This window comes from Bacillus sp. GW823-FHT06B01 (assembly GCF_058952315.1).
On the sequence record NZ_JBXAHR010000007.1, the window covers coordinates 1 to 21,064 of the forward strand.

Here is a 21,064-nt window from a genome sequence, read left to right on the forward strand (position 1 = left end):
TCGAGGTGGAAGCATGGTGACATGTGGAGCTGACGAATACTAATAGATCGAGGACTTAACCATATAATATGAAGCAAATGTTATCTAGTTTTGAAGGAATATGCCTTCATAGTTTGGTGATGATGGCAGAGAGGTCACACCCGTTCCCATACCGAACACGGAAGTTAAGCTCTCTAGCGCCGATGGTAGTTGGGACCTTGTCCCTGTGAGAGTAGGACGTCGCCAAGCAAAAACCTAAGTCGATTCGACTTAGGTTTTTTTGTATTTATTTTTATTTATTAAATGTCATAATCCATAAATTGAATGACGCTAAAGAAGTGAAAAGAATGGAATAGAGGCTGTTTAAAGTACTAGCAATGATTTTTTGTTTTCTAGGTTTTCCGAGTGTTCCTAAAATAATCGTTATGATAGGAAACGTTATTTCTACCACAAGTATATATTCAAAAAAGTAGGATGATATAAATAAGTATTCAATCATTACAGCAAAGACTGCGATAAAAAGGAATAAATACGAAAAAAGTGTAGTTCGTTTTTTCATTATTGTCTTCCTTATAAATAAAATAAATAAAATAAATAAAATGAATATAAATGATATGCTTTATATTAAAGCATACGGAATAAGTATACAAACCGTTATGTGTACAATAGATCTCTAGAAATATAAATTCTAATTTCTTATCCTTCTTGCATATAGTTACAATTATTCTTTTGAATATAACTAAAACACGAACGTTATTGGTGAGTAATAAAAAAACATTCGATTATTTATTGACATTGTTTATGAAATATTGTTAATATAGCCATAGAAAGAATAATATATAAGACCTCATATAATCGCGGGGATATGGCCTGCAAGTCTCTACCTAACGACCGTTATTCGTTAGACTATGAGGGAAAGTCACTCGGTATTTTTCTATTCACAAGGGATACGTATGCCTGAGTAGAGCACTTTCTCTCATAGTAAAAGAGAAACTGTTCTATTTCAGGCTTTTTTTATTTGAATCGGGGGGATTCTAATATGAAATCACTAGTTGGAGTCATAATGGGAAGCACGTCAGACTGGGAAACAATGAAATATGCTTGTGACATTTTAGATGAATTAAATATACCGTATGAGAAAAAAGTTGTATCTGCTCATCGGACTCCGGATTATATGTTTGAATATGCAGAGACGGCTCGTGAACGTGGGTTGAAAGTTATTATTGCTGGAGCTGGTGGAGCAGCGCATTTACCAGGGATGGTTGCGGCGAAGACGAATCTTCCTGTAATCGGAGTTCCAGTTCAATCAAAAGCGTTAAACGGCTTAGATTCATTATTATCCATCGTCCAAATGCCAGGAGGGGTTCCAGTTGCAACTGTTGCAATTGGTAAGGCTGGTTCAACAAATGCTGGTTTACTTGCTGCACAAATACTTGGATCGTTCCATGATGATATACATGATGCATTAGAATTGAGAAGAGAAGCAATTAAAAAAGATGTGCGCGAAGGTAGTGAGCTAGTATGACGAGAATCATTTTACCTGGAAAAACAATCGGCATTATTGGAGGCGGCCAGCTAGGAAGAATGATGGCATTGGCAGCTAAGGAGATGGGATATAAAATTGCTGTTTTAGATCCAACAAAAAATTCACCATGTGCACAAGTTGCTGATATTGAAATTGTTGCACCATATGACGATTTAAAAGCAATTCAGCATTTAGCGGAGATTAGTGATGTTGTCACATATGAATTTGAGAATATTGATTATAGATGTTTACAATGGCTTGAAAAACATGCTTACTTACCGCAAGGCAGTCAGTTGTTAAGTAAAACACAAAATCGTTTTACAGAAAAGAATGCGATTGAGAAAGCTGGGCTACCAGTAGCAACGTATAGATTAGTTCAAAATCAAGATCAGCTCACTGAGGCAATCACTGAGTTATCATATCCTTCCGTCTTGAAAACGACGACAGGCGGATATGATGGGAAAGGTCAAGTTGTTTTAAGAAATGAGGCTGACGTTGATAAAGCGCGAGAGCTTGCGAATGCAGCAGAGTGTATTTTAGAGAAATGGGTGCCTTTTGAAAAAGAAGTATCAGTTATTGTGATTCGTAGTGTAAGTGGTGAAACGAAAGTATTTCCGGTAGCGGAAAATATTCATGTAAATAACATTTTGCATGAATCTATCGTTCCAGCTCGCATTACAGAAGAACTTTCTCAAAAAGCAATTGCTTATGCAAAAGTGCTCGCGGATGAACTAGAACTTGTGGGAACACTAGCGGTAGAGATGTTTGCTACAGCTGATGGTGAGATTTACATTAATGAATTAGCGCCAAGACCTCACAATTCAGGACACTATACACAGGATGCATGTGAAACGAGTCAATTCGGTCAACATATTCGAGCAATCTGTAATTTACCTCTTGGAGAAACAAATTTGTTAAAACCAGTTGTCATGGTAAACATTTTAGGCGAACATATAGAAGGGGTCCTAAGACAAGTGAATAGATTAACCGGGTGCTATTTACACTTGTATGGAAAAGAAGAAGCAAAAGCGCAGCGAAAAATGGGGCATGTTAATATTTTAAATGATAATATTGAAGTCGCTCTAGAAAAAGCGAAGAGTTTGCATATTTGGGACCATCAAGAACAACTGTTGGAGGGAAAAAGATGATTAGTCGTTATACACGCCCAGAAATGGGTGCAATTTGGACGGAAGAGAACAAATTTAAAGCGTGGTTAGAAGTTGAGATTTTAGCTTGTGAAGCATGGGCTGAGCTTGGCGATATTCCAAAAGAAGATGTTAAAAAAATCCGTGAGCATGCATCATTTGATATTGATCGTATTTATGAAATTGAAAAAGAGACACGTCATGACGTAGTTGCATTCACTCGTGCTGTATCAGAAACACCAACATTAGGTGAGGAACGTAAATGGGTTCATTACGGTTTAACATCTACAGACGTAGTAGATACAGCGCTATCTTACATCTTAAAACAAGCGAATGAAATCATATTAAAAGACTTAGAAAACTTTGTAAGCATTTTAGCTAACAAAGCGAAGGAGCATAAATACACGATCATGATGGGAAGAACACACGGTGTTCATGCAGAACCAACAACATTTGGTTTAAAACTTGGTCTTTGGTATGAAGAAATGAAACGTAACGTAGAGCGTTTCAAACAAGCTGCTGATACAGTTCGCGTTGGTAAATTATCTGGTGCGGTTGGTACATACGCAAATATCGATCCATTCGTAGAAAAGTATGTTTGTGAAAACTTAGGCTTAGAAGCAGCACCAATTTCAACACAAACATTGCAACGTGATCGCCATGCTCATTACATGTCAACACTTGCACTAATCGCAACATCTATCGAAAAGATGGCAGTTGAGATTCGTGGTTTACAAAAGAGTGAAACACGTGAAGTTGAAGAGGCTTTTGCAAAAGGCCAAAAAGGCTCTTCTGCAATGCCACATAAACGTAATCCAATCGGATCAGAAAATATGACTGGTTTAGCTCGTGTTATCCGCGGTTATATGATGACAGCGTATGAGAATGTTCCATTATGGCATGAGCGTGATATTTCTCACTCTTCGGCAGAACGCGTAATTTTACCAGATGCTACAATCGCATTAAATTACATGTTAAATCGTTTCGGTAATATCGTTAAAAACTTAACTGTATACCCAGAGAATATGAAACGCAATATGACAAGAACATACGGCTTAATTTATTCTCAGCGTGTAATGCTTACATTAATCGACAAAGGTATGGTACGTGAAGAAGCTTATGATATCGTACAGCCTAAAGCGATGGAAGCTTGGGAAACACAAGTACAATTTAAAGAGCTTGTAGAAGCTGATGAGCGTATTACGAGCAAGTTATCACAAGAAGAAATTAATGAATGCTTCAACTATGAGCATCATATGCAACACGTTGATACAATCTTTGAACGCCTTGGGTTAAACGAAGCGTAAAATTTCATATGGCACAGAATAGAGTCATTCTGTGCCATTCTTTATAAAAACATTATTCACATTTTTCAAACTACAGGGGGCTTGCGAAATGCAAAAGCTAGAATTGCTGTATGAAGGTAAGGCAAAAAGAATTTATCGTACAGAATCAGCAGATATGGTTTGGGTAGAGTACAAAGATAGTGCGACTGCTTTCAATGGGGAGAAAAAAGAGACGATTACAGGAAAAGGTCGTTTGAACAATGAGATTACAACTTTATTGTTCAGAAAGTTACAAGAAGTAGGAATAAAAACACATTTTGTAGAGAAGTTATCTGAAACAGAGCAACTTGTTAAAAAAGTGAGTATTATTCCTCTAGAAGTTGTCACAAGAAATGTAATTGCAGGAAGTCTTTCAAAACGATTAGGAATGGAAGAGGGAACTGTACTTGCAGAACCGATCGTAGAATTTTACTTCAAAGATGATGATTTAGGAGATCCGCTTGTAACGGAAGATCATATTCGTGTATTAAACGTTGCGTCACCAGAGCAAGTAAGCGTATTACGAGATATGGCTCTACAAATCAATCAAGTGTTGATTGATCATTTCGCAAGCTGTCGTGTAAGACTAGTAGATTTCAAATTAGAGTTTGGTATAACAGATGAAGGAGAAATCATTTTAGCAGATGAAATTTCACCAGATACTTGCCGTTTATGGGATGAAACGAGCAATGAAAAATTTGATAAAGACGTATTCCGTCGTGACCTTGGAAATTTAACAGAAGCTTATGAAGAGATTTTAAAACGTTTAGGGGGAATTTCACATGTATAAAGTTAAGGTATATGTAACGTTAAGAGAAAGCGTATTAGATCCACAAGGAACAGCAGTAAAAGGGGCACTTCATAGTCTTTCGTTCACAGAAGTACAAGACGTTCGAATCGGAAAATATATGGAATTAACAATTGATAAATCAGTATCTGACCTTGACGCAAAGGTAAAAGAGATGTGTGAAAAACTATTAACAAACGTTGTAATGGAAGACTTCCGTTATGAAGTTGAGGAGGTTGTCGCACAGTGAAATTTGCAGTCATAGTATTCCCAGGTTCGAACTGTGATGTCGATATGTTCCATGCAATTAAAGATGAGCTTGGTGAAGAAGTAGATTACGTTTGGCACGATAGAGAGAATTTAGATGAATATGATGCAATTTTACTACCTGGTGGATTCTCTTACGGTGACTATTTACGTTGTGGTGCTATTTCTCGCTTCGCGAATGCAATGAAAGCAGTGCAAAAAGCTGCTGAGCAAGGAAAGCCGATTTTAGGTGTATGTAATGGATTCCAGATTCTTGTTGAATCAGGATTACTACCAGGAGCGTTAATGAGAAACGAAAACTTAAAATTTATGTGCCGAACAGTTCAGCTGCGTGTTGAAAATAATGAAACGATGTTTACATCACAATATGAAAAAGATGAAGTAATCAATATTCCAATCGCGCATGGTGAGGGGAATTACTATTGTGATGAAGAGACTCTTAAACAATTAGAAGAGAATAATCAAATCGCATTCCGTTACGTAGAAAATCCGAATGGAAGCGTTTCAGATATTGCTGGTATTGTAAATGAAAAAGGAAATGTACTTGGTATGATGCCACACCCAGAGCGTGCTGTAGATGAATTACTTGGCGGTGCTGAAGGGTTAAAAGTCTTTCAATCTATCTTAAAACAGTGGAGGGAAACATATGTCGTTAATGCTTGAACCAAATCCAACACAAATTAAAGAAGAGCGCATATATGCGGAAATGGGGCTAACAGACGAAGAGTTTGCCATGGTTGAAAAGATTTTAGGCCGTCTGCCAAATTATACAGAAACAGGATTATTCTCTGTTATGTGGTCTGAACATTGCAGTTATAAAAATTCAAAACCAGTACTTCGAAAATTTCCAACAACAGGTGAGCGCGTTCTGCAAGGACCTGGGGAAGGTGCTGGAATTGTAGATATCGGTGATAATCAAGCGGTTGTATTTAAAATGGAAAGTCATAACCATCCTTCTGCTATTGAACCATATCAAGGAGCAGCAACAGGCGTTGGTGGTATTATCCGTGACGTATTCTCTATGGGAGCACGCCCGGTAGCTCTATTAAACTCACTTCGCTTCGGTGAATTACAGTCACCACGTGTGAAATATTTATTCGAAGAAGTAGTGGCAGGGATTGCAGGATACGGTAACTGTATCGGCATCCCGACTGTTGGCGGCGAAGTACAGTTTGATCCATGTTATGAAGGAAATCCACTTGTAAATGCAATGTGCGTAGGCTTAATTAATCATGAAGATATTAAAAAGGGGCAAGCGCACGGTGCTGGAAATACAGTAATGTACGTAGGGGCATCAACTGGTCGTGACGGTATTCACGGTGCAACATTCGCATCTGAAGAGTTATCTGAAAGCTCAGAAGCGAAGCGTCCAGCAGTTCAAGTAGGAGATCCATTTATGGAGAAACTTCTTATTGAAGCTTGCTTAGAACTTATTCAGTCGGATGCACTTGTTGGAATTCAAGATATGGGTGCAGCTGGTTTAACATCATCTTCTGCAGAAATGGCAAGTAAAGCAGGTATGGGTATTGAAATGTACTTAGATGATGTACCACAGCGTGAAACAGGAATGACACCATATGAAATGATGCTATCTGAATCACAAGAACGTATGCTAATCGTTGTGAAAAAGGGTAGAGAGCAAGAAATAGTAGATTTATTTGAGAAGTATGGTCTTGCAGCCGTTACGATGGGGAAAGTAACGGAAGACAAAATGCTTCGCTTATTCCATAAAGGTGAAAAGGTAGCTGAAGTTCCAGCAGATGCTCTTGCAGAAGAAGCACCAATTTATCATAAGCCATCAAAAGAAGCAGCATACTTTGCTGAATTCCAGGCAATGAAAATGGAAACACCAAAAGTAGAAAATTATAAAGAAACGTTATTCGCTCTATTACAACAACCGACGATTGCAAGTAAAGAGTGGGTTTATGATCAATATGATTATCAAGTTCGCACAAGCACAGTTGTTACACCAGGTTCAGATGCAGCAGTTGTACGTGTACGCGGTACAGAAAAAGGATTAGCAATGACGACAGATTGTAACTCTCGCTACATTTATTTAGATCCAGAAGTGGGCGGTAAAATTGCAGTAGCAGAGGCAGCACGTAATATCGTATGTTCTGGGGGAGAGCCACTTGCAATTACAGATTGCTTAAACTTCGGTAATCCAGAAAAACCAGAAATCTTCTGGCAAATTGAGAAATCAGTAGATGGTATGAGTGAAGCTTGTCGCACATTACAAACGCCAGTTATCGGCGGAAACGTATCAATGTATAACGAACGTAGTGGTGAAGCTGTATACCCAACACCGACAGTTGGGATGGTTGGACTTGTACACGATTTAAAACATGTAACAACACAAGAGTTTAAGCAAGCTGGCGATTTAGTTTATATCATCGGAGAGACGAAAGCTGAGTTTGGTGGAAGTGAATTACAGAAAATGATTCACGGCAAAATTTTCGGTCAATCACCAAGCATCGATCTAGACGTAGAATTAAAACGTCAAAAACAAGTATTAGCAGCAATTCAAGCTGGCCTTGTTCAATCTGCTCATGATGTTGCAGAAGGTGGTTTAGCAGTTGCAATTACTGAGAGTGCAATTGGTGCAAATGGTTTAGGTGCTACTGTGAAATTAGACGGAGAAGCAACAGCGGCATTATTTGCTGAATCACAATCTCGCTTCGTTATAACTGTAAAACGTGAAAATAAAGAAGCGTTTGAGACGGCGGTAGAAGCAATTCAAGTTGGAGAAGTGACAAATACAAATGAAGTAACAATTCATAATGAAGAAAATGAAGTATTACTTACAGCAAATGTAGATGAAATGAGAAAGGCTTGGAAAGGGGCAATCCCATGCTTGCTGAAATAAAGGGGTTAAATGAAGAATGTGGCGTTTTCGGAATTTGGGGGCATGAAAATGCAGCACAAGTTTCGTACTACGGATTGCATAGTTTACAGCACCGTGGACAAGAGGGCGCAGGCATCGTCGTAAATAATGGTGAGAAAATCGTCGGTCACAAGGGGTTAGGTTTAATATCGGAAGTATTTTCAAGAGGTGAGCTAGAAGGCTTAAACGGAAAATCAGCAATTGGACACGTACGATATGCGACAGCTGGCGGAAGTGAAGTTGCTAACGTTCAACCATTATTATTCCGTTTTTCTGATCATAGTATGGCATTAGCTCATAACGGAAATTTAATTAATGCAAAGATGCTTCGTCGTGAATTAGAGGCAGAGGGAAGTATTTTCCAAACAAGTTCAGATACAGAGGTACTTTTACATCTCATTAAACGTAGTACGAAAGATTCTTTAATTGAAAGTGTAAAAGAGGCTCTAAATAAAGTGAAAGGTGCGTTTGCATATCTTTTACTAACTGGAAATGAAATGATCGTTGCGCTAGACCCGAATGGATTCCGTCCTCTTTCAATTGGAAAGATGGGAGATGCTTACGTTGTAGCATCAGAAACATGTGCTTTCGATGTAGTAGGTGCAACATATATTCGTGATGTAGAACCAGGTGAATTACTAATCATCAATGATGAAGGAATTCACGTAGATCGTTTTACAAATGAAGTAGATCATGCAATTTGTAGTATGGAGTACATTTACTTTGCACGTCCGGATTCTAATATTGCAGGTATTAACGTCCATGCAGCACGTAAAAACATGGGAAAACGTTTGGCGGCAGAAGCTCCTATTGAAGCTGATGTTGTTACTGGTGTACCAGACTCTAGTATTTCAGCGGCAATTGGTTACGCGGAGGCGACAGGAATTCCGTATGAGTTAGGATTAATTAAAAATCGTTACGTTGGACGTACGTTTATTCAACCTTCTCAAGAACTGCGTGAGCAAGGGGTTAAGATGAAGCTTTCAGCAGTAAGAGGCGTAGTTGAAGGAAAACGAGTTGTGATGATTGACGATTCTATCGTAAGAGGAACGACGAGTAAACGAATTGTTCGTATGCTTCGCGAGGCTGGAGCGACAGAAGTCCATGTAAGAATTGCTTCACCACCTCTTAAGTATCCATGTTTCTATGGCATTGATATTCAAACGAGAAAAGAATTAATCGCAGCAAATAATTCAATAGAAGAAATCCGTCAAATCATCGGAGCAGATTCTTTAACGTTTTTAAGTGAAGATGGATTAGTAGATGCAATTGGACGTCCATATGAAGGGAAATACGGTGGTCTATGTATGGCGTACTTCAATGGAGATTATCCAACAGCTCTTTATGATTATGAGCAAGAGCTTTTAGAAAGTATGAAATAAGAAGAAAAAAGCTTCTACTTCTTTTGATGTAGAAGCTAGCTTCTTTCTTAAAATGGCCGGCCCTGAATAGGGAGAAATTAAAAGACGAGGTGTAGATAACGATGGCGAATGCATATAAGCAAGCAGGAGTAGATATTGAAGCTGGATATGAAGCGGTATCTCGCATGAAAAAACACGTACAAACAACAATGAGAAAAGAAGTACTAGGCGGTCTAGGCGGTTTTGGAGGTATGTTTGATTTATCAAAATTTGCATTAGAAGAACCTGTATTAGTATCTGGAACAGATGGCGTGGGAACAAAATTGATGCTCGCTTTTATGGCAGATAAACATGACACAATTGGTATTGATGCAGTAGCAATGTGTGTAAATGATATTGTTGTCCAAGGAGCAGAGCCGCTTTTTTTCCTTGATTATATTGCTTGTGGTAAAGCTGAACCTAGTAAAATTGAAAACATCGTCAAAGGTATATCAGAGGGCTGTCGCCAAGCTGGTTGTGCATTAATTGGTGGAGAAACAGCTGAAATGCCAGGAATGTATTCTATGGAAGAATACGATTTAGCTGGTTTTACAGTTGGAATTGTTGATAAAAAGAAAATTGTAACAGGTGAAAAAATTGAGGCTGGTCAAGTATTAATTGGCTTAGCATCTAGCGGTATTCATAGTAATGGTTATTCTTTAGTACGAAAAGTATTACTAGAAGATGGAGAACTATCTTTAGATCGAATTTACGGACGCTTAGAACTACCTCTTGGTGAAGAATTATTAAAACCAACGAAAATTTATGTCAAACCTATTTTAGAACTATTGAAGAAATATGAAGTATACGGTATGGCGCATATTACAGGTGGCGGATTCATTGAAAATATTCCACGTATGTTACCAGAAGGAATCGGTGCAGAAATTGAATTAGGATCTTGGAAAATTCAACCGATCTTCAGTTTACTTCAAGAAGTGGGAAAACTAGAAGAGAAAGAAATGTTCAATATTTTTAACATGGGTATTGGTATGGTAGTAGCGGTGAAGGAAGAAGAGGCAAAAGATATTGTTCGTCTTCTTGAAGAGCAAGGAGAAACAGCTCGTATTATTGGACGTACTGTACAAGGAACTGGTGTTACCTTCAATGGGGGCACGGCACTATGAGTAGATTAGCAGTTTTTGCTTCTGGAAGCGGCTCTAACTTTCAATCTCTCGTTAATGCGGTAGAAGAAAAAAGATTGGATGCAGAAATTAGTTTATTAGTATGTGATAAACCAGAAGCACGTGCTGTTGGACGGGCACATTATCATCATATTCCGTGTTTCGCCTTTTCAGCGAAAGCATATGAGTCAAAAGAAGCATTTGAAAAAGAAATATTAAAGAAGCTAGAAGAGTATGAGATTGATTATGTTATTTTAGCTGGATATATGCGTTTAATTGGGCCGACTTTATTAGGAGCGTATGGTGGGAAGATTATTAATATTCATCCGTCACTATTACCGAGTTTTCCTGGTAAAGATGCTGTCGGTCAAGCGTTAGAAGCAGGTGTGAAAGTAACTGGAGTAACAATTCATTATGTAGATGCAGGTATGGATACAGGTCCAATTATTGCGCAAGAAGCAGTGGTTGTTTCTGAAGGGGATACGAGGGAAAGCTTACAAAAGAAAATTCAACAAGTTGAACATAAATTATACGTAAATACAGTGAATCAAATTGTTCAATCTGTGAAAGAACCAACTGTTAACTAACATACAACCAGGGGTGAAGGATAAATGAAAAAGCGTGCATTAGTAAGTGTTTCAGATAAAACAGGAGTAGTAGAATTTGTTAAAGGTTTACTAGAACAAGGGATCGAAGTTATCTCAACAGGTGGTACGAAAAAATTACTAGAAGAAAATGGCTTACAAGTAATCGGTATTTCTGAAGTAACTGGGTTCCCAGAAATTATGGATGGCCGCGTAAAAACATTACATCCAAACATTCATGGTGGTCTATTAGCAGTTCGCGATAATGAAACGCATGTAGCGCAAATGAATGAATTAGGTATGCAGCCAATTGATTTTGTTGTTGTGAACTTATACCCATTCAAAGAAACAATCGCTAAGCCTGATGTAACATTTGCTGATGCAATTGAAAATATTGATATCGGTGGTCCAACAATGATTCGCTCTGCTGCGAAAAATCATAAATTTGTATCGGTAATTGTAGATCCAGTAGATTACGATGTTGTATTAGCAGAACTGAATGAGAACGGTGAAGTAAAAGAAGAAACAAAACGTAAATTAGCAGCGAAAGTATTCCGTCATACAGCGGCATATGATGCGTTAATCTCTAACTACTTAACAGAGCAAATGGGTGAAGAAAGCCCAGAAACATTAACAGTGACATTTGAGAAAAAACAAGATTTACGCTATGGAGAAAATCCACATCAAAAAGCAACCTTCTATAAAGCACCATTCGCTGTAACTTCTTCTGTTGCATACGCAGAACAATTACACGGTAAAGAATTATCTTACAACAATATTAACGATGCAGATGCAGCACTTAGTATTGTAAAAGAATTTACAGAGCCAGCAGTAGTAGCAGTAAAACATATGAATCCATGTGGTGTTGGAGTGGGTACTGATATTCATGAAGCATACACACGCGCTTATGAAGCAGACCCAGTATCAATCTTTGGTGGAATTATTGCAGCAAATCGTGAAATTGATAAAGCTACAGCAGAAAAGTTACACGAAATTTTCTTAGAAATCATTATTGCACCTTCTTTCTCAAAAGAAGCTTTAGAAGTATTGCAAAGTAAGAAAAACTTACGTCTACTAACTGTAAATATTGAAAAAGCGACAAGTGCAAGCAAAAAACTAACTTCTGTACAAGGTGGTCTTCTCGTTCAAGAGGAAGATACGTTATCATTAGATGAAAGTACAATTTCAATTCCGACAAAACGTGAACCATCAGAGCAAGAGTGGAAAGATTTAAAACTAGCTTGGAAAGTTGTAAAACATGTGAAATCAAACGCAATTGTTTTAGCGAATGATAACATGACAGTTGGTGTAGGCGCGGGACAGATGAACCGTGTAGGTTCTGCAAAAATCGCAATTACACAAGCTGGTGAAAAAGCACAAGGTAGCGCACTTGCATCTGATGCTTTCTTCCCAATGCCAGATACAGTAGAAGAAGCAGCAAGAGCAGGGATTACAGCAATCATTCAACCAGGCGGATCAATCCGTGACGAAGATTCTATTAAAGTGGCGGATAAGTATGGGATTACGATGGTGTTCACTGGCGTACGTCATTTCAAACACTAGTAGAGGATGTTTAAAAGGTCCGGTCAAGATAACTGTCGCATGTCGTCGTTGCATTGCCAGTGCGGTACTCATGTAGGAAAGCTACATTCCGTGTCCTCCAGTCAAATGCGCCTCGACCTGCTCGGTTCTCTTGATCCTCCCTTTTAAACTTTGATTGATATGAAAACAAACTAGGAGCAGAGCTTCTAGTTTGTACTTATTTAAGTATTGGGGGATGAAATATGAATGTTTTAGTAATTGGCCGCGGTGGGCGTGAGCATGCTTTAGCTTGGAAGTTTGTGCAATCTGAAAAGGTGGAAAAGGTATATGTAGCACCTGGTAATGAAGGTATGCGCGATGTTGCAACACCAGTTGATATTGATGAAAATGATTTTGACGCATTAGTTTTATTTGCTAAAGAGAATAAGGTTGAATTAACTTTCGTTGGACCAGAAATTCCGCTTATGAATGGAATTGTTGATCGCTTTAAAGAAGAGGGACTTCGTGTATTTGGCCCAAATAAGGCGGCTGCTGTTATTGAAGGTAGTAAGGCTTTTACGAAAGAATTGATGAAAAAATATGATATTCCAACTGCGGCATATGAAACTTTTACAGACTATGAAGAAGCAGTACAGTATATTCAAAAAGTTGGTGCGCCAATCGTTATTAAAGCTGACGGCCTAGCTGCTGGTAAAGGTGTAACGGTAGCAATGACGCTTGAAGAGGCATTACAAGCTGTGAAAGAGATGCTACAAGATGTGAAGTTCGGCGAAGCGAGCAAGAAGGTCGTTATTGAAGAGTTTTTAGATGGACAAGAATTTTCATTAATGGCATTTGTAAATGGAACAACTGTGCATCCGATGGTAATTGCGCAAGATCATAAACGAGCTTTTGATGGTGATAAAGGTCCAAATACAGGCGGAATGGGTGCGTATTCTCCCGTACCACAAATTCCAGGATCAGCAGTTCAAGAGGCAATAAAAATGGTATTACATCCAACTGCCAAGGCGATGATTGCAGAAAACCGTTCGTTTACAGGAATTTTATATGCGGGACTTATTTTAACAAATGATGGCCCAAAGGTAATTGAATTTAATGCACGCTTTGGTGATCCTGAAACGGAAGTAGTATTACCTCGCTTAGAAAATGATTTAGTTGATGTATGTAACGCTGTATTAGATGAAAGTGAATTAACGTTACAGTGGTCAGAGGAAGCGGTAATTGGTGTTGTACTTGCTTCGAAAGGGTATCCGGAAGCATATAAAAAAGGTGAAATTATTAACGGATTAGACACATTGCAAGATGTAATTGTTTTCCATTCAGGCACAGCTATGAAGCACGGTGACTTTGTAACAAATGGTGGCCGTGTACTATTTGTTACTTGTAAGGCGGACAGTTTACAAGCAGCGAAAGATAAGGTGTATAAAGCAATTGGTAAAATTGAGAGTGATGGTCTATTTTATCGAAGTGATATAGGATATCGTGCAATTGGTCATGAGATGACGAGAAGCTAATATGTAAAAATCCCGCTGATTTCTCAGCGGGATTTTTTATGCGTCTTTATCTTTTTTCAATTTTCCTTTTTGCTTTGCCATTTCTCGAAGTAAATACTCGATGTGTGCATTGACGCTACGAAACTCATCATTCGCCCATTTTTCGATGACTGCGTGTAATTCAGGATCAATACGTAATGGAAAGCTTTTCTTTTTAGCCATAATGATTACAACCTTTTAATATAGGCTTCCTGTATTAATAACTGGTTGCGCACCTTTATCTGAAACGATGGCAACTAATAAGTTGTTCACCATATTTGCTTTACGCTCGTCATCTAATTCAAGTACGCCTTCCTCATCTAACATATGGATTGAATCTTTCGCCATCTTCACAGCACCTTCAACAATCTCTTTTCTAGCAGCTAATACTGCTTTTGCTTGTTGACGTTGTAGCATTGCATGGGCAATTTCTGTTGCGTAAGCTAAATGTGTTAAACGAGTTTCTAATACTTCTACGCCAGCGATTTCAAGGCGCGCTTCTAACTCACGTTTTAATTCTTCAGAGATTTCTTCAGTATTTCCGCGTAACGTGATACAAGTTTCATCTTGGAAATTGTCATAAGGATATTTTGTTGCGACGTGGCGGATTGCTGTTTCACTTTGAATTTCTACAAATCGATCGTAATGTTCAACACCGAACATTGCTTTTGCAGAATCAACAACTTTATATACGATAACGGCTGCAATTTCAATTGGATTTCCCTCAATATCGTTTACTTTTAACTTCTTACTATTAAAGTTTTCAACACGTAACGATACAGTTTGACGGAATGCGAATGGAATTGTTAAAAATAAACCGTTTTGACGAATTGTTCCTAAATAATTACCGAAAAACGTAATGACTTTTGCTTGGTTTGGTTGAACAATACCAATACCTGTAGCAAGAACTGCGGCTAAAATAATAGTTAATGCCGCTCCTATGAAAATTTCTTGTACAAGGAAAAATACACCGATAGCGGCTAAAATTAAAATCCCGATAATACCGAGAAAACCATTTACATAAAAAACTTGTTTTTCTTTCATATGATCGCCTCCTGATATATAAATGATATCACTTTTATATCATTTTATGCAAGGGCTTTACACCTAATTTTCTGAAATTAATGATTAAGTATCTCTTATGTATATTTTGAGGTTTGAAACGAGAATATACGTTCTGTCTTATGGTAAAATAAAGAAGACTTAACCGCCCACTGCAGCAGCTAAGTCCCTTTGAGAGCATCTTGCATCGTGACAAATGATTCAAAGCGGTTTTGCCAGGATTATATCTTCAATCGCTGACTCAATTTCTTTGTCAGAAGTGTCATAACTTCCATTTGACTTTGGTTTGTCGTGATTGGAAGTTTGGTTCACTTCTTCTTTAGAATGTCCCTTTTCAGCGACATTCATGCTAGGCATTTTAAATGCCCCCATATTCATGTATTTTCCGAATTTCCACATTTCAACAACAGGGCAGAAACGAACAATTCCCTCTGCAATTTTCATTGCACCAATCCATAGCAAGACGTTAGACCAAGTGCACCACGGCTTGCGTACAAGTTTAGCGCTACTACAGCCGAAGAGGATAAGTCCGAGCGTAATTCGAATTAGGGCATTTATTGTACCGATGTTTTGCTTCATTAGAAAAACACTCCTTTTTATGAAAGTTGAAATAGATAATACTATTTCTCTTATTAGTATCCCTTGTGATTTTTGGGATATGTAATCCAACATTTGACGTTGAAAAAGATGTTGGAATGTGCGTGTGTGTAAGTAGCTTTTTTTGTTATAATGAAAGAATGCACAAAAGGAAGTTCAAAGTTAAATCCTCTCGTTTGAAAAACTATGGAAGAGGGAATTCCAAACTTAATTCTCCGTTTTAAACAAATATTTAAGATGAAGTTAAAAAAATCCTGATGAAAATAAACTGTTATTTTGAACAGAAATATATATAAATAGAGAAAAGAAAGGGTGTTTTCATGTACGATATTTCCGGGTGGAAACATGTATTTAAGCTTGATCCAAATAAGGAGTTAAGTGACGAACATTTAGAAATGATTTGTGAGTCTGGAACAGATGCTGTTATTGTAGGCGGAAGTGATGGAGTTACAATTGATAATGTATTACACATGCTAGTTAGCATTCGTAGATATGCAGTTCCTTGTGTGTTAGAGGTTTCTGATGTGGAAGCAATTACACCAGGATTTGATTTTTATTATATCCCAAGCGTTTTAAATAGCCGAAAGGTAGAATGGGTAACAGGTGTTCATCATGAGGCTTTGAAAGAATTTGGGGATATTATGGACTGGGATGAAATTTTCATGGAAGGGTATTGTGTTTTAAATCCGGAAGCGAAAGTAGCTCAGCTTACAGATGCGAAATGTGATGTAACAGAAGATGATGTAATTGCATACGCGCGTTTAGCAGACAAGCTATTACGTTTACCGATATTTTATTTAGAATATAGCGGTACGTATGGAGACGTTGAACTTGTTAAAAATGTAAAAGCAGAATTAAAACAAGCGAAGTTATATTATGGCGGCGGTATTTCTAATGCTGAACAAGCGAAGGAAATGGCACAATACGCTGATACAGTAGTTGTTGGAAATATTATTTATGATGATATAAAATCCGCGTTAAAAACAGTTAAAGCAGTAAAAGGAGAGTAGGTGCAGGCGTATATGAGTAAGACAGATAAGTTATTAAATGGTTTAAATCCGCAGCAACAAAAAGCAGTACAAACAACGAACGGACCACTTCTATTAATGGCAGGTGCAGGTAGTGGTAAAACACGTGTGTTAACACATCGTATTGCGTATTTACTTGGTGAAAAAGGTGTAGCGCCATGGAATGTACTAGCTATTACCTTTACAAATAAAGCGGCGCGTGAAATGCGCGAGCGTATTGATACACTTGTCGGACCAGAAGCAGAAGATATTTGGATTTCTACGTTCCACTCTATGTGTGTACGTATTTTACGACGTGATATCGATCGTATTGGTATTAATCGTAACTTTACAATCTTAGATTCAGGCGATCAGTTAACTGTAGTCAAAAAAATTATGAAAGAGCGTAATATTGATCCGAAGAAATTTGAGCCACGCTCCATTTTAGCTGGTATTAGTAATGCGAAAAATGAATTGTTATCTGCAGATAAATATGCGAAAAAAATTACCATCGCTGATCCATATGAAAAATTAACGAGCGATGTATATACAGAATATCAAAAACGTCTTCTGAAAAATAACTCATTAGACTTTGATGATTTAATTATGACAACGATTCAGCTATTTGAACGTGTTCCAGAAGTACTAGAGTTTTATCAGCGTAAGTTCCAATATATTCACGTGGATGAGTATCAAGATACGAACAAAGCACAGTACCTTCTTGTAAAACATTTAGCAGCACGTTTTAAAAATTTATGTGTTGTAGGTGACTCAGATCAGTCTATTTACCGCTGGCGCGGGGCTGACATTTCTAACATTTTGTCATTCGAAAAAGACTATGAGAATGCGCAAGTTATTCTGTTAGAACAAAACTATCGTTCGTCACAAAATATTTTAAATGCAGCGAATGCTGTTATTGAAAAAAATTCAAACCGTAAACCGAAAAAATTATGGACAGACAATCAAGTTGGAAGCAAAATCTCATATTACCGTGCTGCGACGGAAAAAGACGAAGCATATTTTGTTGCGAAAAAAATTCGTGACGATATTCAAATGGGAAAACGAAAATATACTGATTTTGCAGTGTTATATCGTACAAATGCGCAGTCTCGTATGGTCGAGGAGATTTTCCTCAAATCTAATATTCCTTACAAAATTGTCGGCGGTACGAAGTTCTACGATCGTAAAGAGATTAAAGACATTTTGGCGTATTTACGTTTAATTGGGAATCCAGATGATGAGATTAGTTTCGCACGTATTATTAACATGCCAAAGCGCGGAATTGGTGCGACTTCTATCGATAAAATTATTAATTACGGTGTACAAAATGGAATTTCATTAACTGCTGTATTCGATGAGATTGAGCATGTTGGAGTAAGTGCAAAAATTACAAAGGCAGTAAAAGAATTCGCAGGTTTATTACACAACTGGGTAAATATGCAAGAGTATTTATCTGTTACAGAATTGGTAGAAGAAGTTATTGAAAAAACAGGCTATCGCGATATGTTGAAAAACGAGCGTACTTTAGAAGCAGAAGGTCGTTTAGAGAACTTAGATGAGTTTTTATCTGTTACGCAAACATTTGAATCTCAAAGCGAAGATAAGAGCCTTGTTGCATTCTTAACAGACTTAGCGCTTGTTGCTGATATTGATCGTGTCGATGAAGATCCAACTGCTGGTGAGGAAGTTATTTTAATGACGATGCACTCAGCGAAAGGATTAGAATTCCCAGTTGTCTTTATTGTTGGTTTAGAGGAAGGAATATTCCCACATACTCGTTCTCTAATGGAAGAAGATGAAATGCAGGAAGAGCGTCGCCTTGCTTATGTAGGTATTACTCGTGCAGAAGAAGAGTTATATTTATCTAACGCACAAATGCGTACTTTATTTGGTAGAACAAGTATGAACGCTGCCTCTCGATTTATTACAGAAATTCCGGCAGAGCTAGTAGAATCGTTAAATGAAACAGCGCCAAAGCGTGAAACTTCGTTTGGTGCAAAAGGAAGAACGACAAGTACAAGTAGAATGACAACTACAACCACAACCACAACACGCTCTCGTTCAGCTTTCGCGCGTCCTGCAGCTAAGACGACAGGTGGCGAGCAAATTGGCTGGGCAGTAGGCGATAAAGCTTCCCACCAAAAATGGGGAGTCGGTACAGTTGTCAGTGTAAAAGGTGAAGGTGATGCAAAAGAATTAGATATTGCGTTCCCAAGCCCGATTGGTGTTAAACGTTTGTTAGCAAAATTTGCACCTGTGACGAAACAATAGGAAAGGAATGAGGGTATGTCAAAAGAGATAGCAAAACAACGTATAGAAGAACTGCGTGATTTGTTAAATACATTTAACTATCAGTATCACGTATTAGACAATCCTTCTGTTTCTGATGCGGAGTATGACCGTAATATGCAGGAGCTTATAAAATTAGAAGCAGAGAATCCAGAGTTTATGAGTGAAGACTCTCCCTCCATTCGCGTTGGAGGAACGGTTCTTGATATATTTGAAAAAGTAACACATAAGTCACCGATGTTAAGTTTAGGAAATGCATTTAACGAAGGAGATTTACGTGATTTCGACCGACGAGTACGCCAAGGAATTGATGATGCGAATGTAAGATATATATGCGAATTAAAAATTGACGGACTTGCTGTTTCACTTCATTATGAAAAAGGACGCTTCATTCAAGGGGCAACGCGTGGTGATGGTGTAACAGGGGAAGATATTACCCAAAATTTAAAAACAATTAAAGCGATCCCGCTCCGTTTAAATGAAGAAGTAACGTTAGAAGCACGAGGCGAAGCTTATATGCCGAAGCGTTCATTCGTTAAGTTAAATGAAGAAAAAGAGCAAAATGGTGAAGATGTATTTGCGAATCCGCGTAATGCGGCAGCTGGTTCAATACGCCAACTTGATCCAAAAATTGCAGCGAAACGTAACTTATCTATGTTTGTGTACGGTCTTGCGAATGTAGCGGAAAAAACAATTCCATCACATAGTGAATCGCTTGATTTCTTAGGGGAACTTGGATTCAAAACAAATCCAAATCGTCGTACATGTGAAACAATCGAAGAAGTTATAGCTTATGTAGAAGAATGGCAAGAAAAACGTCCGCATCTTGATTATGAGATCGATGGAATCGTTATAAAAGTAGATGATGTTGCTCTTCAAGAAAGTTTAGGAACTACAGCAAAGAGTCCAAGATGGGCGATTGCTTATAAATTCCCGGCTGAAGAAGTTGTAACAAGATTAACAGGCATTGAATTAAGTGTTGGTCGCACAGGGGTTGTAACACCGACTGCAGAGCTAGAGGCAGTGCGAGTGGCTGGTACTATCGTTCGTCGTGCCTCTTTACATAACGAAGATTTAATTCGTGAAAAAGACATTCGAATTGGTGACTATGTTGTTGTGAAGAAGGCCGGAGATATTATTCCAGAAGTTGTGAACGTTATTTTTGATAAGCGTACTGGTGAGGAAGAAGAATATCATATGCCAACGCATTGCCCGGCATGTGAGAGTGAACTAGTTCGTTTAGAAGAAGAGGTAGCACTTCGCTGTATAAATCCAACTTGTCCGGCTCAAATTCGAGAGGGATTAATCCATTTCGTTTCAAGAAATGCAATGAATATTGATGGACTTGGAGAACGTGTCATTACACAACTCTTTGATGCTGATTACATTCGTACATTCGCTGATTTATATTCGTTGACGAAAGAGCAATTATTACAGCTAGAAAGATTCGGTGAAAAATCAGCAACGAATTTAGTACAAGCAATTGAGAATTCTAAAGACAACTCATTAGAGCGATTATTATTTGGTCTTGGTATTCGCCATGTCGGAGCAAAAGCAGCACGTACATTTGCCGAGCATTTCGAAACGATGGATGCGCTTGTGAAAGCAACGGAAGAAGAACTAAAAGCAATTAATGAAATTGGTGAAAAAATGGCTCAATCCGTCGTGACGTATTTTGATAATGAAGACGTATTAGAGCTATTACAACAATTTAAAGAGTATGGCGTGAATATGGCATACAAAGGCATAAAAATTGCTGATTTACAAAATATTGAGTCGTACTTCGCAGGAAAAACTGTCGTTTTAACAGGGAAATTAGAAGTTATGGGACGTAGTGAAGCGAAGAAAAAGATTGAGGCATTAGGTGGAAAAGTAACAGGAAGTGTTAGTAAAAGTACGGATTTAGTTGTTGCAGGTGAAGCAGCAGGTTCGAAATTAGCACAAGCAGAGAAGCATAATGTTGAGGTTTGGAATGAAGAGAGGTTCTTACAAGAGCTAAATAAGTAAGAGGTGCAAAC

General features: G+C 38.0%; 19 protein-coding genes, 1 rRNA gene and 1 riboswitch. Of the genes, 16 read left to right on the top strand and 4 right to left on the bottom strand.

Annotated elements, in window-relative coordinates:
- The first annotated feature begins 112 nt into the window (after positions 1-112).
- Positions 113-228 (top strand): 5S ribosomal RNA (gene rrf / locus AC1Q8N_RS24735).
- A gap of 43 nt (positions 229-271) precedes the next feature.
- Here the strand turns inward: rrf and AC1Q8N_RS24740 are convergent.
- Positions 272-538, bottom strand: coding sequence for a hypothetical protein (locus AC1Q8N_RS24740; protein ID WP_098078360.1), 267 nt, complete (start codon positions 536-538; stop codon positions 272-274).
- 268 nt (positions 539-806) lie between these two features.
- Positions 807-908: riboswitch (purine riboswitch) on the top strand.
- 110 nt (positions 909-1,018) lie between these two features.
- Between AC1Q8N_RS24740 and purE the strand changes: the two genes are divergently transcribed.
- From purE to purD, 12 genes are all read left to right on the top strand, one after another.
- Positions 1,019-1,504: a 5-(carboxyamino)imidazole ribonucleotide mutase gene (gene purE, locus AC1Q8N_RS24745; RefSeq protein ID WP_000839368.1), complete on the top strand. Its 486-nt coding sequence runs from the start codon at positions 1,019-1,021 to the stop codon at positions 1,502-1,504.
- On the top strand, positions 1,501-2,652 hold the full coding sequence (gene purK, locus AC1Q8N_RS24750; RefSeq protein WP_048542068.1) for a 5-(carboxyamino)imidazole ribonucleotide synthase: 1,152 nt from the start codon (positions 1,501-1,503) through the stop codon (positions 2,650-2,652). The genes purE and purK overlap by 4 nt, the downstream gene beginning before the upstream one ends.
- On the top strand, positions 2,649-3,956 hold the full coding sequence (gene purB / locus AC1Q8N_RS24755) for an adenylosuccinate lyase (RefSeq protein ID WP_000625686.1): 1,308 nt from the start codon (positions 2,649-2,651) through the stop codon (positions 3,954-3,956). The genes purK and purB overlap by 4 nt, the downstream gene beginning before the upstream one ends.
- 88 nt (positions 3,957-4,044) lie before the next feature.
- A complete protein-coding gene (purC, locus tag AC1Q8N_RS24760; RefSeq protein WP_097907344.1) occupies positions 4,045-4,764 on the top strand; it encodes a phosphoribosylaminoimidazolesuccinocarboxamide synthase in 720 nt (239 codons plus the stop codon).
- The gene (gene purS / locus AC1Q8N_RS24765) at positions 4,757-5,011 is read left to right on the top strand and encodes a phosphoribosylformylglycinamidine synthase subunit PurS (protein WP_000278821.1); all 255 of its coding nucleotides are present in this window, start codon (positions 4,757-4,759) and stop codon (positions 5,009-5,011) included. The genes purC and purS overlap by 8 nt, the downstream gene beginning before the upstream one ends.
- The gene (gene purQ, locus AC1Q8N_RS24770) at positions 5,008-5,691 is read left to right on the top strand and encodes a phosphoribosylformylglycinamidine synthase subunit PurQ (RefSeq protein WP_000666772.1); all 684 of its coding nucleotides are present in this window, start codon (positions 5,008-5,010) and stop codon (positions 5,689-5,691) included. The genes purS and purQ overlap by 4 nt, the downstream gene beginning before the upstream one ends.
- Positions 5,675-7,894 (top strand): phosphoribosylformylglycinamidine synthase II, encoded by a 2,220-nt coding sequence (purL, locus tag AC1Q8N_RS24775; RefSeq protein WP_046958904.1) that lies wholly within the window; start codon positions 5,675-5,677, stop codon positions 7,892-7,894. Before purQ ends, purL begins: the two co-directional genes overlap by 17 nt.
- Positions 7,879-9,294 carry an amidophosphoribosyltransferase gene (purF, locus tag AC1Q8N_RS24780; RefSeq protein ID WP_000879030.1) on the top strand — a complete coding sequence of 472 codons (1,416 nt, stop codon included), beginning with the start codon at positions 7,879-7,881 and terminating at the stop codon, positions 9,292-9,294. The genes purL and purF overlap by 16 nt, the downstream gene beginning before the upstream one ends.
- Positions 9,295-9,395: 101 nt before the next feature.
- Positions 9,396-10,436: a phosphoribosylformylglycinamidine cyclo-ligase gene (gene purM / locus AC1Q8N_RS24785; protein ID WP_098847475.1), complete on the top strand. Its 1,041-nt coding sequence runs from the start codon at positions 9,396-9,398 to the stop codon at positions 10,434-10,436.
- A complete protein-coding gene (gene purN / locus AC1Q8N_RS24790; protein WP_000088584.1) occupies positions 10,433-11,020 on the top strand; it encodes a phosphoribosylglycinamide formyltransferase in 588 nt (195 codons plus the stop codon). Before purM ends, purN begins: the two co-directional genes overlap by 4 nt.
- A 24-nt stretch (positions 11,021-11,044) precedes the next feature.
- On the top strand, positions 11,045-12,580 hold the full coding sequence (gene purH / locus AC1Q8N_RS24795) for a bifunctional phosphoribosylaminoimidazolecarboxamide formyltransferase/IMP cyclohydrolase (RefSeq protein ID WP_000745432.1): 1,536 nt from the start codon (positions 11,045-11,047) through the stop codon (positions 12,578-12,580).
- A gap of 221 nt (positions 12,581-12,801) precedes the next feature.
- Positions 12,802-14,073, top strand: coding sequence for a phosphoribosylamine--glycine ligase (purD, locus tag AC1Q8N_RS24800; protein WP_061672126.1), 1,272 nt, complete (start codon positions 12,802-12,804; stop codon positions 14,071-14,073).
- Between the two features lie 36 nt (positions 14,074-14,109).
- Here purD and AC1Q8N_RS24805 read toward each other — a convergent pair whose 3' ends face one another.
- From AC1Q8N_RS24805 to AC1Q8N_RS24815, 3 genes are all read right to left on the bottom strand, one after another.
- On the bottom strand, positions 14,110-14,274 hold the full coding sequence (locus AC1Q8N_RS24805; protein ID WP_001085171.1) for a type II toxin-antitoxin system antitoxin: 165 nt from the start codon (positions 14,272-14,274) through the stop codon (positions 14,110-14,112).
- Between the two features lie 15 nt (positions 14,275-14,289).
- Entirely contained in the window at positions 14,290-15,135 is an 846-nt protein-coding gene (locus AC1Q8N_RS24810; RefSeq protein WP_000660682.1) for an SPFH domain-containing protein, read from the bottom strand.
- A gap of 219 nt (positions 15,136-15,354) precedes the next feature.
- Positions 15,355-15,732: a YgaP family membrane protein gene (locus tag AC1Q8N_RS24815; RefSeq protein ID WP_098078371.1), complete on the bottom strand. Its 378-nt coding sequence runs from the start codon at positions 15,730-15,732 to the stop codon at positions 15,355-15,357.
- A gap of 338 nt (positions 15,733-16,070) precedes the next feature.
- Between AC1Q8N_RS24815 and pcrB the strand changes: the two genes are divergently transcribed.
- Genes pcrB through ligA form a run of 3 tightly spaced genes read left to right on the top strand, consistent with a single transcriptional unit; the run spans position 16,071 to position 21,053 of the window.
- The gene (gene pcrB, locus AC1Q8N_RS24820; RefSeq protein WP_000272092.1) at positions 16,071-16,760 is read left to right on the top strand and encodes a heptaprenylglyceryl phosphate synthase; all 690 of its coding nucleotides are present in this window, start codon (positions 16,071-16,073) and stop codon (positions 16,758-16,760) included.
- Positions 16,761-19,028: a DNA helicase PcrA gene (pcrA, locus tag AC1Q8N_RS24825; protein WP_098077967.1), complete on the top strand. Its 2,268-nt coding sequence runs from the start codon at positions 16,761-16,763 to the stop codon at positions 19,026-19,028.
- Positions 19,029-19,043: 15 nt separating this feature from the next.
- Complete coding sequence (gene ligA, locus AC1Q8N_RS24830; protein WP_098642497.1) at positions 19,044-21,053, top strand: NAD-dependent DNA ligase LigA; 2,010 nt, start codon at positions 19,044-19,046, stop codon at positions 21,051-21,053.
- Positions 21,054-21,064: the final 11 nt, after the last annotated feature.

Bases quoted from the DNA above. Each gene is read 5' to 3' on its own strand.
- purF (WP_000879030.1), top strand. From the start codon at position 7,879: ATGCTTGCTGAAATAAAGGGGTTAAATGAAGAATGTGGCGTTTTCGGA.
- purN (WP_000088584.1), top strand. From the start codon at position 10,433: ATGAGTAGATTAGCAGTTTTTGCTTCTGGAAGCGGCTCTAACTTTCAA.
- purS (WP_000278821.1), top strand. From the start codon at position 4,757: ATGTATAAAGTTAAGGTATATGTAACGTTAAGAGAAAGCGTATTAGAT.
- AC1Q8N_RS24740 (WP_098078360.1), bottom strand. From the start codon at position 538: ATGAAAAAACGAACTACACTTTTTTCGTATTTATTCCTTTTTATCGCA.
- purC (WP_097907344.1), top strand. From the start codon at position 4,045: ATGCAAAAGCTAGAATTGCTGTATGAAGGTAAGGCAAAAAGAATTTAT.
- AC1Q8N_RS24810 (WP_000660682.1), bottom strand. From the start codon at position 15,135: ATGAAAGAAAAACAAGTTTTTTATGTAAATGGTTTTCTCGGTATTATC.
- purH (WP_000745432.1), top strand. From the start codon at position 11,045: ATGAAAAAGCGTGCATTAGTAAGTGTTTCAGATAAAACAGGAGTAGTA.
- pcrB (WP_000272092.1), top strand. From the start codon at position 16,071: ATGTACGATATTTCCGGGTGGAAACATGTATTTAAGCTTGATCCAAAT.
- purD (WP_061672126.1), top strand. From the start codon at position 12,802: ATGAATGTTTTAGTAATTGGCCGCGGTGGGCGTGAGCATGCTTTAGCT.
- purL (WP_046958904.1), top strand. From the start codon at position 5,675: ATGTCGTTAATGCTTGAACCAAATCCAACACAAATTAAAGAAGAGCGC.
- purE (WP_000839368.1), top strand. From the start codon at position 1,019: ATGAAATCACTAGTTGGAGTCATAATGGGAAGCACGTCAGACTGGGAA.
- purM (WP_098847475.1), top strand. From the start codon at position 9,396: ATGGCGAATGCATATAAGCAAGCAGGAGTAGATATTGAAGCTGGATAT.
- AC1Q8N_RS24805 (WP_001085171.1), bottom strand. From the start codon at position 14,274: ATGGCTAAAAAGAAAAGCTTTCCATTACGTATTGATCCTGAATTACAC.
- AC1Q8N_RS24815 (WP_098078371.1), bottom strand. From the start codon at position 15,732: ATGAAGCAAAACATCGGTACAATAAATGCCCTAATTCGAATTACGCTC.
- purB (WP_000625686.1), top strand. From the start codon at position 2,649: ATGATTAGTCGTTATACACGCCCAGAAATGGGTGCAATTTGGACGGAA.
- purK (WP_048542068.1), top strand. From the start codon at position 1,501: ATGACGAGAATCATTTTACCTGGAAAAACAATCGGCATTATTGGAGGC.
- ligA (WP_098642497.1), top strand. From the start codon at position 19,044: ATGTCAAAAGAGATAGCAAAACAACGTATAGAAGAACTGCGTGATTTG.